General features: G+C 64.1%; 11 protein-coding genes. 5 read left to right on the forward strand and 6 right to left on the reverse strand.

What is annotated here, in order from left to right; translation table 11 throughout:
• The first annotated feature begins 99 nt into the window (after nt 1-99).
• The 3 genes from C7I87_RS31705 (at nt 100) to C7I87_RS31715 (ending at nt 5414) form a co-directional block, all read left to right on the forward strand.
• Complete coding sequence (locus C7I87_RS31705; RefSeq protein WP_149907916.1) at nt 100-927, forward strand: MurR/RpiR family transcriptional regulator; 828 nt, start codon at nt 100-102, stop codon at nt 925-927.
• A gap of 204 nt (nt 928-1131) precedes the next feature.
• On the forward strand, nt 1132-2286 hold the full coding sequence (locus C7I87_RS31710; protein ID WP_149907907.1) for an efflux RND transporter periplasmic adaptor subunit: 1155 nt from the start codon (nt 1132-1134) through the stop codon (nt 2284-2286).
• Entirely contained in the window at nt 2283-5414 is a 3132-nt protein-coding gene (locus tag C7I87_RS31715) for an efflux RND transporter permease subunit (RefSeq protein ID WP_149907908.1), read from the forward strand. The genes C7I87_RS31710 and C7I87_RS31715 overlap by 4 nt, the downstream gene beginning before the upstream one ends.
• 6 nt (nt 5415-5420) lie before the next feature.
• Here the strand turns inward: C7I87_RS31715 and C7I87_RS31720 are convergent, their stop codons facing one another.
• From C7I87_RS31720 to C7I87_RS31745, 6 genes are all read right to left on the reverse strand, one after another.
• Entirely contained in the window at nt 5421-5831 is a 411-nt protein-coding gene (locus tag C7I87_RS31720) for a GtrA family protein (RefSeq protein WP_149907909.1), read from the reverse strand.
• A complete protein-coding gene (locus C7I87_RS31725) occupies nt 5828-6646 on the reverse strand; it encodes a ChbG/HpnK family deacetylase (RefSeq protein WP_149907910.1) in 819 nt (272 codons plus the stop codon). The genes C7I87_RS31720 and C7I87_RS31725 overlap by 4 nt, the downstream gene beginning before the upstream one ends.
• A complete protein-coding gene (locus tag C7I87_RS31730) occupies nt 6643-7626 on the reverse strand; it encodes a glycosyltransferase family 2 protein (RefSeq protein ID WP_149907911.1) in 984 nt (327 codons plus the stop codon). Before C7I87_RS31730 ends, C7I87_RS31725 begins: the two co-directional genes overlap by 4 nt.
• Nucleotides 7619-8800, reverse strand: a complete 1182-nt coding sequence (locus C7I87_RS31735) for a glycosyltransferase family 87 protein (RefSeq protein ID WP_149907912.1) — start codon at nt 8798-8800, stop codon at nt 7619-7621. The genes C7I87_RS31730 and C7I87_RS31735 overlap by 8 nt, the downstream gene beginning before the upstream one ends.
• 183 nt (nt 8801-8983) lie before the next feature.
• Nucleotides 8984-10021: a zinc-binding dehydrogenase gene (locus tag C7I87_RS31740; protein WP_149907913.1), complete on the reverse strand. Its 1038-nt coding sequence runs from the start codon at nt 10019-10021 to the stop codon at nt 8984-8986.
• Nucleotides 10022-10083: 62 nt separating this feature from the next.
• Nucleotides 10084-11325, reverse strand: a complete 1242-nt coding sequence (locus tag C7I87_RS31745) for an acyl-CoA dehydrogenase family protein (RefSeq protein ID WP_149907914.1) — start codon at nt 11323-11325, stop codon at nt 10084-10086.
• A 123-nt stretch (nt 11326-11448) separates the two neighbouring features.
• Between C7I87_RS31745 and C7I87_RS31750 the strand changes: the two genes are divergently transcribed.
• Nucleotides 11449-12264 carry an SDR family oxidoreductase gene (locus tag C7I87_RS31750; RefSeq protein WP_149907915.1) on the forward strand — a complete coding sequence of 272 codons (816 nt, stop codon included), beginning with the start codon at nt 11449-11451 and terminating at the stop codon, nt 12262-12264.
• A gap of 39 nt (nt 12265-12303) precedes the next feature.
• Nucleotides 12304-12789 carry a MaoC family dehydratase gene (locus C7I87_RS31755; protein WP_281409076.1) on the forward strand — a complete coding sequence of 162 codons (486 nt, stop codon included), beginning with the start codon at nt 12304-12306 and terminating at the stop codon, nt 12787-12789.
• Nucleotides 12790-12815 lie beyond the last annotated feature (26 nt).

A 12815-nucleotide genomic window follows, 5' to 3' on the forward strand; every position in this document is an offset into this window, starting at 1 on the left:
TGTCATTGCGTCCCGATGAATGATTTCATACAGTTTATCCGGCTTTGTCAAATGCGATCTGCGGAAAAGACCGTCGGCCGGGCCAAGGGTAGGGAAACGATGATTTCCAGTATTGCCGAACTGATCGCCGACCGCATCGGCACCATGCCCGCTGGCGAACGGCGAGCGGCCCAGACGCTGATCGCCAGCTATCCGATGATCGGCCTGAAGACGGTCGCCGAATTCTCGGCCGCGGCCGGCGTTTCCTCGCCGACGATCCTGCGTTTCGTCGCCCGGCTGGGCTTCCAGAATTATTCCGAGTTCCAGTCGAGCCTGCAGGATGAACTGGCGGCGCAACTGCAGTCTCCGGCGATACGAACGCTCAACCCGCCCTCGCCCAACGGCGGCACGGTGTCACCCATGCTGGAAGCGACGCTCGAGAACATGCGCGAGACCTTCAGGCACCTGTCCGACAAGCAGCTTGCCGACATTGCCACCAGGCTTGCCGAACGGCGCGGCAAGACATTCCTGATCGGCGGCCGCTTCACCGACCCGCTGGCGCGCTACATGGCCGCCCATCTCGCCGTCATCCAGCCCGATGTCTTTCACCTCGCCGGCCAGGAGAGCATGTGGCGCGACAGGCTGATCGACATGGGCAAGCGCGACGTGCTGGTGATCTTCGACATCAGGCGCTACCAGGACAGCCTCGTCCGCTTCGCCGAGAAGGCGCATCAGCGCGGCGTTCAGATCGTGCTCTTCACCGACCAGTGGCTGTCGCCGATCGCCCGCTTTGCCCGCCACGTCATTGCCGGGCGAACCGCCGTGCCTTCCGCATGGGATTCCTCGGCAGCACTTTTCGTCGTCGCCGAAACGCTGATCGGCGCCGTCACAAGACAACTCGAGGCCGACGGCGCCCGGCGCATCCGCGAGATGGAAGGCTTGCGATAAGCAGATTCCCCGGACCATCGCATCGGCTCTGCCAGGGCACTCCGAATTCACGTTACCGAGATTTAATGTGCACGATTGCGTGATAATTGCCATAAACCGATGATATCGGGGTGTGGCGTGGCCGATTGTCGCCGCCAGCCCGCATCGTCCCTGCATCCGCTTCCACCTGGAACCCAGCGGACGATTGTTGCCGCTGGAGTATCGATGTCGAGCTGGAAACAGATTGTTCTTGCATTTGTGATCGTGGTCGCTGCCGCGGTTGCGTGGGCGCGTTTCTACCCCGGCGCTCCTGAAGTGCTGGCACGCTGGGGGATGGACTGGGCGTATGGCGCGACGCCTCCAGCGAAGGACACCGCGGCGGTTGGCGCCCGGCAGGCGGGGCGCACCCGGATTGCCACTATCGTCGCGTCGCCAGCCAGCATGGCCACCATCAACGATCGCCTGCAGGCGATCGGCACCGGCCGTGCCAACGCCTCGGTGACCGTCAATCCCTATAGTTCCGGCCGCCTTGCCGAGTTGCTGGTCGAATCCGGCAGCCATGTCGACAAGGGGCAGATCATCGCAACGCTCGATTCCGAGACGGAGATCATCGCCCAGAATCGGGCCAAGCTCGCCTTGCAGGATGCCCAGTCCAAGCTCGACCGGGTCAAGTCGTTGCGCGCCTCGAACGCCGCCACGCCGGTCGCGGTGGCCGATGCCGAAGTGGTGCTGGCCGGCGCCAAGCTCGCGCTTCAGGACGCCGAGCTTGCGCTGCAGCGCCGCTCGATCCTGGCGCCGATCGCCGGCACCGTCGGCATCCTGCCGATCTCGGCTGGCAACTACGTGACCAGCCAGTCGGCGATCGCCACGCTTGACGACCGCTCCTCGATCCTGGTCGACCTCCAGGTGCCCGAACGCTTCGCCGCCGCCGTCAAGGCCGGCGCGCAATTGACGGCGACGCCGATCGCCAATCCGAGCAACGCCTATACCGGAACGGTGTCGGCGATCGACAATCATATCGACGAAAAGAGCCGCACCCTGCTGGTCAAGGCCAAGATCGCCAACCCGGCCGATTCGCTGCGCGCCGGCATGTCGTTCTCCATCACCATGAAATTCCCCGGTGAGACCTATCCCGCCGTCAGCCCGCTGGCGATCCTGTGGGGATCGGACGGCGCCTATGTCTGGCAAGTCGAGGACGGCAAGGCCAGGCGGTTGCCGGTTCGCATCATCCAGCGCAACACAGAGACCGTGCTGATCGACGCGGAGATTAACAGCGGCGACATGGTGGTCACCGAAGGCACCCAAAGTGTCAGCGAAGGCGGCGAGGTTCGCATCGCAGGCCAGGAGCAGCGCGCCGCCGACGCCGCGGAAGGCTCATGAGCGTACCCGTCAACGCCGCCAGCGATACCGGCTTCACCGCGCTGTTCATTCGCAGGCCGGTCATGGCCTTCGTGCTGAACACCCTCATTGCCGTTGCCGGCCTCGCTGCCTTCTACGGTGTCGAGATCCGCGAATTGCCCGACGTCGACCGCGCCGTCGTCACGGTCTCCACCACCTTCGAAGGCGCGGCCGCCGAAACCGTCGACCGCGAATTGACCGACACGATCGAGGGCGCCGTCGCCCGCGTCTCCGGCGTCAAGTCGATCTCGTCTTCCTCCTCCTTCGGATCGAGCCGCGTCACCATCGAGTTCAACGACGGTGTCGATCTCAACGTCGCCGCCTCGGACGTGCGTGATGCGGTCGGCAGCGTCGCCAACCAGATGCCGGACACGGCCGATCCGCCGCGCATCGTGAAGGCCGACGCCAATTCCGACGCGGTGATGCGCCTGGCGGTGACGTCGGACACCATGTCGATCCAGGACATGACCGTGGTGGTCCAGGACCAGATCGAGGACGAACTGGCAGCCGTGCCCGGCGTCGCCGACGTGCAGGTCTATGGCGACCGCGACAAGATCTTCCGCATCGACGTCGACCAGAACAAGCTGGCCAGCCTTGGCTTCACGGTCGCCGATCTCCGGGCGGCGCTTGCTTCGGTCGCGTTCGATTCTCCGGCGGGTTCGATCACCACCACGAACCAAGACCTGATCGTGCGCACGACCGCGGACGTGACGACGCCGGAAGAATTCGAAAACATCATCATCGGCGGCACGACGCGCATCCGCGATGTCGCCACCGTCACGCTCGGCCCCGATGTCGGCCAGACGACACTGCGTTCGGACGGCAAGACCGGCATCGGCATCGGCATTATCCGGCAGGCGGAATCGAATACGCTTGACATTTCGACCGGCGTCCAGGCCGCCATCGCCAATCTGCAGGAGAACCTGCCCAAGGGCATGGCGATCAAGATCACCAGTGACGACGCGGTCTTCGTCAAAGGTGCGGTGCACGAGGTCGAGATCGCGCTAGGCCTGTCGGTCACCATGGTGCTGATCGTGATCTATGTCTTCCTGCTCGACTGGCGCGCCACGCTGATCCCCGGCCTGTCTATGCCGGTCGCCATGATCGGCACCATAGCCGCCATCTATCTGGCCGGCTTCTCGGTCAACATCCTGACACTGCTCGCTTTGGTGCTGGCCACCGGCCTTGTCGTCGATGACGCCATCGTGGTGCTAGAAAACATCGTGCGACGGCGTAACGAAGGCATGGGGCCGCGCGCGGCCGCCGTGCTCGGCGCGCAGGAAGTGTTCTTCGCAGTGGTTGCCACGACGCTGACGCTGGTCGCCGTCTTCGTGCCGATCTCGTTCCTGCCGGGCCAGACCGGCGGCCTGTTCCGTGAATTCGGCTTCGTGCTTGCAATGTCGGTACTCCTGTCCTGCGTGGTGGCACTGACGCTTTGTCCGATGCTTGCCTCGCGCATGCTGACCAGCGCGTCACTTCACCATGAAGGCGGCCAAGGCATCGGCGCGCGCGTCGGCGGCATCCTGAATGCCGGCTACAAGCGCGCGCTCCATGCATGTCTCGACGCGCCGTGGATCGTGGTTCTGGTCGCGGTGCTGTTTGCCGGCGTCGCGTTTGCGCTGTTCGGCACGATCCGCCAGGAGCTGACGCCGACCGAGGACCGCGCCGCCGTGCTGTTGCGCATCAACGCCCCGCAAGGCGTCAGCCTCGACTACACAACCCAGCAGATGCAGAAGATCGAGAAGCTGGTCCAGCCGATGCGCGATTCCGGCGAGATCCGCTCGACCTTCGAGAATGCCGGCCAGAACGGTTCCTACAATTCCGGCTTCATGGTGATGACGCTGGCGCCGTGGGAAGAGCGCAGTCGCAGCCAGCAAGAGATCATGGCCGAGATCAGCCAGTTGACCAGGCAGGTGCCCAGCGTACGCATCTTCCCGGTCCAACCCAATAGCCTCGGCATCCGGGGCGCCGGCAATGGCCTTCAGTTCGCTTTGGTGGGCAACGACCGCAAGGCGCTCGGCGATGCGGCGGTCAAGATCATCGCCGAGATGCAGAAGGATCAGCGCTTCCAGACGCCACGCCTGTCGATCGACCCGACGCAGCCGCAGCTCGCCGTGGCCATCGACCGTGAGCGCGCTTCCGATCTCGGCATCGACATATCAGGGCTCTCCAACACATTGCAGGCCATGCTCGACGGCAACGACGTCGTCGATGTCTACATCGCCGATCGCAGCTACGGCGTGAAGCTGGTCTCGACCACCAATCCGATCAACGACCCGACCGATCTGGAAAATGTCTTCCTCAAGACGGCGGATGGCCGCTTCGTGCCAATGTCGACCATCGCCACGCTGACCGAGCGCGCCGTGCCGCCGTCGCTGTCGCGCGAACAACAGCAGCCTTCGGTGGCAATCACCTCGAACCTCTCAGGCAATTTCGCGCTTGGCGATGCGCTGACGCGCGCCGAGGAGATCGCCACGCCGCTTCTGCCACCCGGCAGCCGCGTCCTGCCGCTGGCCGAGGCCGCGACTTTGGGTGAAACCAACAGCGCCATGGTCACCATCTTCGGCTTCGCGCTGGTCATCATCCTTTTGGTGCTGGCCGCTCAGTTCGAGAGTTTCGTCAGCGCCGTCATCATCATGGCGACGGTGCCGCTCGGCCTTGCCTGCGCCATCTTCGCACTGCTGCTGTCGGGCACCAGCCTCAACGCCTACAGCCAGATCGGCTTGGTGCTTCTGGTCGGCGTCATGGCCAAGAACGGCATCCTGATCGTCGAATTCGCCAACCAGCTGCGGGATCGCGGCCTGGGCGTGCGCGAAGCGATCGAGCAGGCCTCCACCATCCGCCTGCGGCCGGTGATGATGACGATGATCTGCACCATACTTGGCGGAGTGCCGCTTGTACTGGCCGCCGGCGCCGGCGCCGAGGCCCGCGTGGCGCTCGGCTGGGTCATTGTCGGCGGGCTTGGCCTGGCCACCATCTCGACGCTGTTCCTCACACCGGTCGCCTATCTGCTGCTTGGCCGCTTCGTCACGCCGAAGACCCATGAGGAAGCACGGCTGAAGCGTGAGCTCGAGGAAGCCGCCTACACCAATGTGGAACCGGCGCAATAGAGATAGCTATTTCAGAAGCCGGCCTTCGATGGACCAGCGCGCGGCGAGGAAATTCAGCACCGCCGCCACGATGACACCACCGATCTTTGCCGGCCACACGCCGGCGATACCGGCAAAGAGTGCGATCGACAGGCTGGAGACGCCGAGCGAAATCAACGCCCCGAGCGAGACGAACCGCAGGAAGGCGTCGTGCAGCCGGATGGCGTGATTGCGCTCGAACGACCAGAAGCCATTCGCCACGAAAGAGAAGACGACGGCGATCGACCACGAGACGACATTGGCTGGCAGCGGTGGGACGTGCAGCTTGAGCAGCAGGAAAAATCCGGCAAGGTCGATGGCCGTATTCGCCAGTCCGACAAGCGCAAAACGGACGATCTTGCTCCCGGTCGAACGCCGGGGCTGGTCGGCGCCGCTCACCCCCTGCCATCCATGATTTCGACACCGGCACGGGCCAGGCTCGCGCCGAACGCATCCGAGGCCAGAACGCCGAATTCCACATCGCGCACGCCTTGCATCGGGTCGCGCGCGCACAGCGTTTCGTCGACATGGCCGGGGTGGCACATGAACAGCCCACGGTCCGGCAGCGCTTCGACCGCGGCCTCCAGCAATGGGGCAAATTTTTCAGGTTGCCTCCAGTCATAGATGCCGGCGAGCGGCTTCCAAACGGCAAAGCCGGCGCGCTGCATCGACTGGTTGAAGCCGGCGGCCACAGCAGCGATTGCCGCGATCTTCGGTGCGGCGGCGGCATCACCCAGCGCCGGAGCGCCGCGCAAGACCGGCCCGCCTGCGGCGTCGGGAAAATGCGCCCGCAGCCACCCGCGCACGACGGGCAGGAAATGCACGTGCTGATGACCGTCGATGAAGTCGGGCTTGCAGCCCAGCGCGTCGACGAAACGACTGTACTGCGCGGCGAGTTCGGCACGGACGTCGCGCTCGTCGATCCGGCCGCGCAGGATCGGCAGGGCCAGCGAACGAAGCGGCGGCAGCCGGCCCTCCGGCGCCAGGCTCGATTTGCCTGTAACGGCTGGCTGGTCGGTAAGGGTCAGGTGCAGCCCGATCGCCGCGCGGCCGCACAGTGGCTTTATGCGCGCCGCCGCCTCGGCCCATTCCGGAAAACCGGTCATGCAACTGGTGCCGGTAAGGCGTCGCCGGTCGAGCAGGTCTAGAATCCCGGCGCAAACCCCTGGCGCCAGGCCGTAGTCGTCGGCGATCAGGCGAATGCGCCGCATCATCCGCGGGACGCGCCTGGGGCGCCGTCCGAAAAGTCGCTGCGCACCACATCGCGCACGATATAGACCGGACGGTCCTTGCTTTCCGACAGCGTGACCCAGACATATTCGCCGATCAGGCCGAGCAAGGTGAGGTTGAGGCCGCCGAGCAGGACGACGGCGACCATCAGGCTAGGGTAGCCAGGCACGGCGATGCCGTAGAACATCACTTCGAAGAACACCTTGGCGCCGTAAAGGACACCCGCCAGCGCCGCCAGCATCCCGCTCAGGCTGATGATGCGCAGCGGAATGACCGAAAACGACGTGAAGCCTTCCAACGAGAAGGCGAGCAGGTTGAGCCGGCTCCATTTCGACGTGCCGCTGGCGCGGTTCTCCGGCGAATAAGGTATGGCTTTCTGGCGGAAGCCGGCCCAGGCGAACAGGCCCTTGTTGAAGCGCCGCTTGTCGCGCAGGCTGGTCAGCGCGCGGGCGACAGTCCCGCGCATGACGCGAAAGTCGCCGGCATTCTCGGGAATGTCGAAACGCTGGCTGCTGTTGATCAGGCTATAGAACAGCTTCGCCAGCTGGCTGCGCCGCCAACTGGCCTCGCGCCGGTCGTTCTGGGCGTAGACGACGTCGATGTCGGGGTGCTCCACCAACTCGGCAATCATCTGCAGACTGATGTCCATGGAATGCTGAAGGTCGGAGTCCATGATCAGCACCATGTCGCCGCGCGACTGGTCGAGGCCGGCGAGCACCGCGACCTCCTTGCCGAAATTGCGGCTGAGGCGGACAATCTCCCACGATCCCGACAGCGCCTGCGAAAATCGCCCGGCGCCATCGTCGCGGCTGCCGTCGTCGACCAGTATCTTGTGGACGGCCATGCCGAAACGGCTTGATACCGCCTCCTCGAGCCTGTCGAGCAGCGCGGCAAAGGCCGACGCCGATTGCGCCTCGTTGAAGAAGGGCGCCACGATATCGAGTTTCTGCCGCGACTCAGCCATTTGCGACAGGCCTTTCATTCATCACCTTGCCCCGCGCCAGCTTGCTTCGCGCCTTGGCCCAAAACCACCAGATCAGGAAACCGGCAATAAGGGTGACCGCGACTGGCCGGAACCAGGGGTATGTCAAATCCTGGATATGACGTTCGACGCCCGTCAACCCGGTCACAAACAGCATCACTGACAGCACCGAGGCCAGGACACCACCTCGTTCCTCGCGCCACAACAAGGCAATGGCGAGACCGGCGGGCGCTGCGATCATGGCATAGGTGTTGGGTTCGACGCGCGGGTTGAAGACGCACATATAGAACGTCGCCGTCAGGAAGATGGCAAGATCGGCCGTTCCTCGTTCGAGCTTGCGGTCGAACCAAAGGACCATCCGGAGCGTGAACAGGGCCATGACGACCCGCACGATCGTGGCGCCGAATTCCGGAATGGGTAGCCCCATCCTGGTAAAGGGCGCCGTGAAGTCGGTGGGAACAAAGTGGCTGGTGTTGTCGACAGCCATCGAGGTCAGCATCTGGCCAAAAACACGATACTGATCGTTCAGATAGCTGGCCGGGGCGAAAGCATAGGGCAGGGCGAGCACGAACAGCATCGCCAGCACGAGCACTGGGATCAGCCGCAGGCGCAGGGCTCCCACCAACAAAAGCATGATGATCGCAGTCGGTTTGGCGATGATGGCGACCGAAGCCCAGAAGAAGGTTTCGGCACGCCGCCCTTCGAGTGCCGACAGGGTCAGGAGCCAGCAGGCGCCGGTCAGGAGGATCGTCGCCTGGCCGTTGCGGATCGCACCTGCCGCCATTGGCAGGGCAAGGAAGAGCCCGAAGGAAAGCAGCCATGGCAATTCGCCACCGCCGAGCTTGCGCACCTGCCGCATCGCGGCAAAGGTCAGCGCCGCGAAGCCGATCGCATGCCACACCAGGCCACCAAGTTGCGGCCCCAGCTTGAGTATCGGAATATAAAGCGCGGCAAAAGCTGGCGCGTAGAGATACCCCATCTCGGACTGGATGTTGTAGAGCGGCCGGCCGGCCAGGAATTCCTGACTGCCATATCTATAGGCCAGCAGCACGGTGCGTGTGTCGGGCGCCGACAGAACGAGGACAAGAACGACCAGGAACGCTGCGATCCACAGGCCAAGTCCCAAACGGTCGAAAACCGGCTTGGACATCGTCATCAAGACACCCCACAACACCCGGAACAGGCTCAGTCCAGCGCTGTCCCGGCATTCGATGGCGGCGGCATATCACGGACAAAGCGGCGTGGCATAGGGGGCTAATGGTGCAAGCGGCGATCCGGCCGGTCCGATGGCAGCCGGACACGTGATTGTGTCGACCGTCGTCGCGAGCATGACCACCCTTTAGGGCCGGATGAACACCTTGCCGTTGGGCTTGGCCAGTTCCCCCGGCACGCGCGCCATTGCCTCAGCCATCGGAATGACCGCCGTCACGTCGGTCGACCAGAGTCCATCGGAAAAACGCTTCTGCGCCTCGAGAACCGCCGGACCACGCCGATCTTTGAATTGCCGCATCCATTCGCTCAGCCAGAAGCCCTCGATGTGCTTGTGCTGGAAGATCAACTGTCCGGGCTCGCGGATGACCGTGGCCTCGGGATCCAGCCGACCGTAAATGATCCAGCGCGCCCGTTTCGGCATCGCATTGAAGATGGCTGAGGCCAGCGGACCGGTGACAGCATCGAGGAAGATGCGCGGTTGCTCGGCCTTCATCACCTCGCGCAGCGTGGCCTCGAAATCCGGGGCCTTCTCGTTGAGCACATGGGCAGCGCCGATTTCTTTCAAAAGCGCGATCTGCTCGTCGCGGCGCACGGTGACGACAGGCCGGAACCCTTGTTCCCTAGCCAGGCCGATGATCAGCTTGCAGAGCTGGCTAGCGCCGGCGGTCATGACGAACGCCTTCTCGCCTTCCTGCTTGACGATGTCGAACATGGCGATCGCGGTCAGCGGATTGACGATCATCGCGGCACCGTCCTCGTCGCGCACCGTATCGAGGAGCGGAATGCAGGCCGCCGCCTCGGCGACGGCATATTCAGCCCATGAGCCCCAATTGCTGAGACCGGTGGCGAAGGCGACACGCTTGCCGACGAGGCTCTTGGGATAGGGCTCCTCGCCACCCGCGACGACCGTGCCGACACCCTCGAAGCCGGCGGGCTGGCCCTTGGCGCGCGGCTGGCCGTACTGACCCTTGATGAAGGCGACATCCGATGGATTGATCGAAGACAGGCTGACCTTGATCAGCACCTGGCTCGGCCCCGGCGCCGGCACGGCGATGCTGCCCGGCTCGAGATACGGCTCCATCGCTTCGAGCACGCTGCCGCTCGGCGTCCTGGTATAGCCGTCACCGACCAAGAGCAGCGCCTTCATTTCGGAGGGAATGGTCATTGTGACACTCCTTGTCTATCGCGTTGGTTGTCGCGGAAGCTGCAACGCGGCCTGAACTTCTCTCAGACTTTTTCCTGCGTGTATTTCTTCAGCTCCGTGCGCGCCACCTGCCGCCGATGCACGGCATCCGGCCCGTCGGCAAGGCGCAATGTCCTCAGATGCGTCCACGAGCGTGCGAGCGGCGTATCCTGGCTGATGCCTTGCGCGCCGAACATCTGCACCGCCTCGTCGGTGACCTTGAGCGCGACACGCGGTGCGATGACCTTGATCTGGCTGATCCAGGGCGCCGCGGCGCGCGCGTCGCCCTGGTCGATCATCCATGCCGCCTTGAGGCAGAGCAGCCGGGCCATTTCGATCTCCATGCGGCATTCGGCGATGATATCGAAATTGGCGCCGAGCTTGGCCAGAGGCTGGCCGAAGGCCTCGCGGCGCACGGAGCGCTGGCACAGCATCTCCAGCGCCATCTCGGCCTGGCCGATAGCGCGCATGCAATGGTGGATGCGGCCGGGGCCGAGACGGCCTTGCGCGATCTCGAAACCCCTGCCCTCGCCGAGGATCAGGTTCGATGCCGGTACCCGCACATTGTCGAAGCGAAGATGCATGTGGCCATGCGGCGCGTCATCGTCGCCATAGACCTGCATGGCGCGGACCTTGGTCACGCCCTTTGTGTCCGAGGGTACCAGGACCATCGAATGGCGCCGGTGCTGTGGCTCTTCATCGCCGCCGGTCCGCACCATGACGATGTAGATGGCGCAGCGCGGATCGCCGGCGCCCGACGCCCACCATTTCTCGCCATTGAGCACATAGTCTCCGCCCTGCCGCTCGCAGCGCATGGAAATGTTGGTCGCGTCGGAGGAAGCGACATCCGGCTCCGTCATCAGATAGGCCGAGCGAATTTTTCCGTCCAGCAGCGGCTCGAGCCATTCTCGTTTGTGCTCGGCCGAGCCGTAGCGCTCCAGCACCTCCATATTGCCGGTGTCCGGAGCCGAGCAGTTGAAGGTTTCGGCGCCGAGATGCGCCTTGCCCATCTCCTCGGCCAGATAGGCGTATTCGACAGTGGACAGGCCGTAACCGCGTTCCGAGCCGGTCAGCCAGAAATTCCACAAGCCGCGTTCCCTGGCCGTCTTCTTCAGCCCTTCGAGGATCTCGCTCTGGCGCTTGCTGTACACCCAGCGATCGCCCATCTTGCCGACTTCGGCCAAAAATTCCTTGTCGAGCGGCATGATCTCGTCGCGCACCATGGCCGCAACGCGTGCGTGGATCGGCTTCAGCCGCTCGGTCATGCCGAGATTCATCTGCGTCATCGGTCCGCTAACCCTTCATGCAGGCCAGGCATTTTATCCGTGGCAAGGATGACCGTACTTCGGATAGCCTTGTCAACGCGAACTGTTTTGCCCGCATGCCGGGCAAAGGAGCGGAGAATTTGGATGGGCTACCTGGATGAGCTGTTTTCGGTTGCCGGCAAGACCGCGCTGGTGACGGGAGCGGCGACCGGCATCGGCCGCATGGCGGCAACCGCGCTGGTCAGGGCCGGCGCCAGCGTGATGATCGCCTCGCGCAAGGGCGAGGATTGCATCAAGGTCGCCGGCGAATTGAACGGACTTGGCGCCCCGGGCCGGGCGGAAGGCTTTGCCGGCGATGTCGCCAGCGAGGCTGGCATCGCCGCTCTGGTCAGCGAGGTCAAGGCACGGACCGAAAGACTGCATATTCTGGTCAACAATGCCGGTGTGTCCTGGGGCGCGCCGCTGGAGAGCTTCCCTTATTCGGCGTGGGCCAAGGTCTTCGGCGTCAATGTCACCGCGGTCTTCCATCTGACGCGCGAATTGCTGCCGCTGCTCGATGCCGCTGCCAGCGACGCCGATCCGGCCCGGGTGATCAATCTCGGCTCGGTGATGGGCACGCAGCCGCTGGCCGACGACGCCTATTCCTACACCGCCTCAAAGGCCGCGGTGCACCACCTGACACGCACGCTGGCGCTCGAATTCGCCGGCCGCCGCATCACCGTCAACGCCTTTGCCCCTGGCCCCTTCCAAAGCCGCATGACGGCATTCGCCACTGGCACGGATGAACAGGCCAGGCATGTCGGCGGCCATGTCCCGATCGGCCGCATCGGCGCACCGGATGACATTGCCGGCGCAACGCTCTATTTGTGCAGCCGTGCAGGCAGCTATGTCACCGGCGCCATCCTGCCGATTGACGGCGGACAGTCGGTCCAGCATGGGCTGACTCTCTTCAAGGAATGACATTTTCCGGCCGCAGAAGCCGGGGTGAAACAGGAGGACATGAGCGTGGAACCGATCAGTCTCGATGTGCTTCTGGCCAGCGTCGGCAAGGAGGTCGGCGTCTCGCCCTGGCGCGTGGTCACACAGCTCATGATTGACCAGTTCGCCGACGCCACCGACGACCACCAGTTCATCCACTGCGATCCGGAGCGCGCCAAGCGCGAAACGCCGTTCGGCGGCACCATCGCGCATGGTTTCCTGTCGCTGTCGCTGTTGTCGGCGATGACGTTCGAGACCATGCCGCCGCTGGAAAACGGCAAGATGGGCGTCAACCATGGCTTCGATTCGCTGCGTTTTCTGGCGCCAGTGAAGACTGGCGCGCGCATCCGCACCCGCTTCGTGCTGGCCGACGTCAAGGTCAGGCCATCGGGCTGGGTACAGACCGCCCATGATGTAACCATCGAAATCGAAGGTTCGAAGAAACCGGCGCTGACCGCCCGCTGGCTGACGCTGACCTTGATTGAACGCCAGCCCGAGACCGCATGAGACTTCCTGTGTCAACCTGTTGTGAG

The sequence above is a fragment of the Mesorhizobium sp. SARCC-RB16n genome (genome assembly GCF_008520305.1).
Classification (GTDB): Bacteria; Pseudomonadota; Alphaproteobacteria; order Rhizobiales; family Rhizobiaceae; genus Mesorhizobium.

Coding starts and splice junctions, on each gene's coding strand:
- C7I87_RS31755 (WP_281409076.1), top strand. CDS start 12,304: ATGAGCGTGGAACCGATCAGTCTCGATGTGCTTCTGGCCAGCGTCGGC.
- C7I87_RS31705 (WP_149907916.1), top strand. CDS start 100: ATGATTTCCAGTATTGCCGAACTGATCGCCGACCGCATCGGCACCATG.
- C7I87_RS31735 (WP_149907912.1), bottom strand. CDS start 8,800: ATGACGATGTCCAAGCCGGTTTTCGACCGTTTGGGACTTGGCCTGTGG.
- C7I87_RS31745 (WP_149907914.1), bottom strand. CDS start 11,325: ATGACGCAGATGAATCTCGGCATGACCGAGCGGCTGAAGCCGATCCAC.
- C7I87_RS31715 (WP_149907908.1), top strand. CDS start 2,283: ATGAGCGTACCCGTCAACGCCGCCAGCGATACCGGCTTCACCGCGCTG.
- C7I87_RS31750 (WP_149907915.1), top strand. CDS start 11,449: ATGGGCTACCTGGATGAGCTGTTTTCGGTTGCCGGCAAGACCGCGCTG.
- C7I87_RS31725 (WP_149907910.1), bottom strand. CDS start 6,646: ATGATGCGGCGCATTCGCCTGATCGCCGACGACTACGGCCTGGCGCCA.
- C7I87_RS31730 (WP_149907911.1), bottom strand. CDS start 7,626: ATGGCTGAGTCGCGGCAGAAACTCGATATCGTGGCGCCCTTCTTCAAC.
- C7I87_RS31710 (WP_149907907.1), top strand. CDS start 1,132: ATGTCGAGCTGGAAACAGATTGTTCTTGCATTTGTGATCGTGGTCGCT.
- C7I87_RS31740 (WP_149907913.1), bottom strand. CDS start 10,021: ATGACCATTCCCTCCGAAATGAAGGCGCTGCTCTTGGTCGGTGACGGC.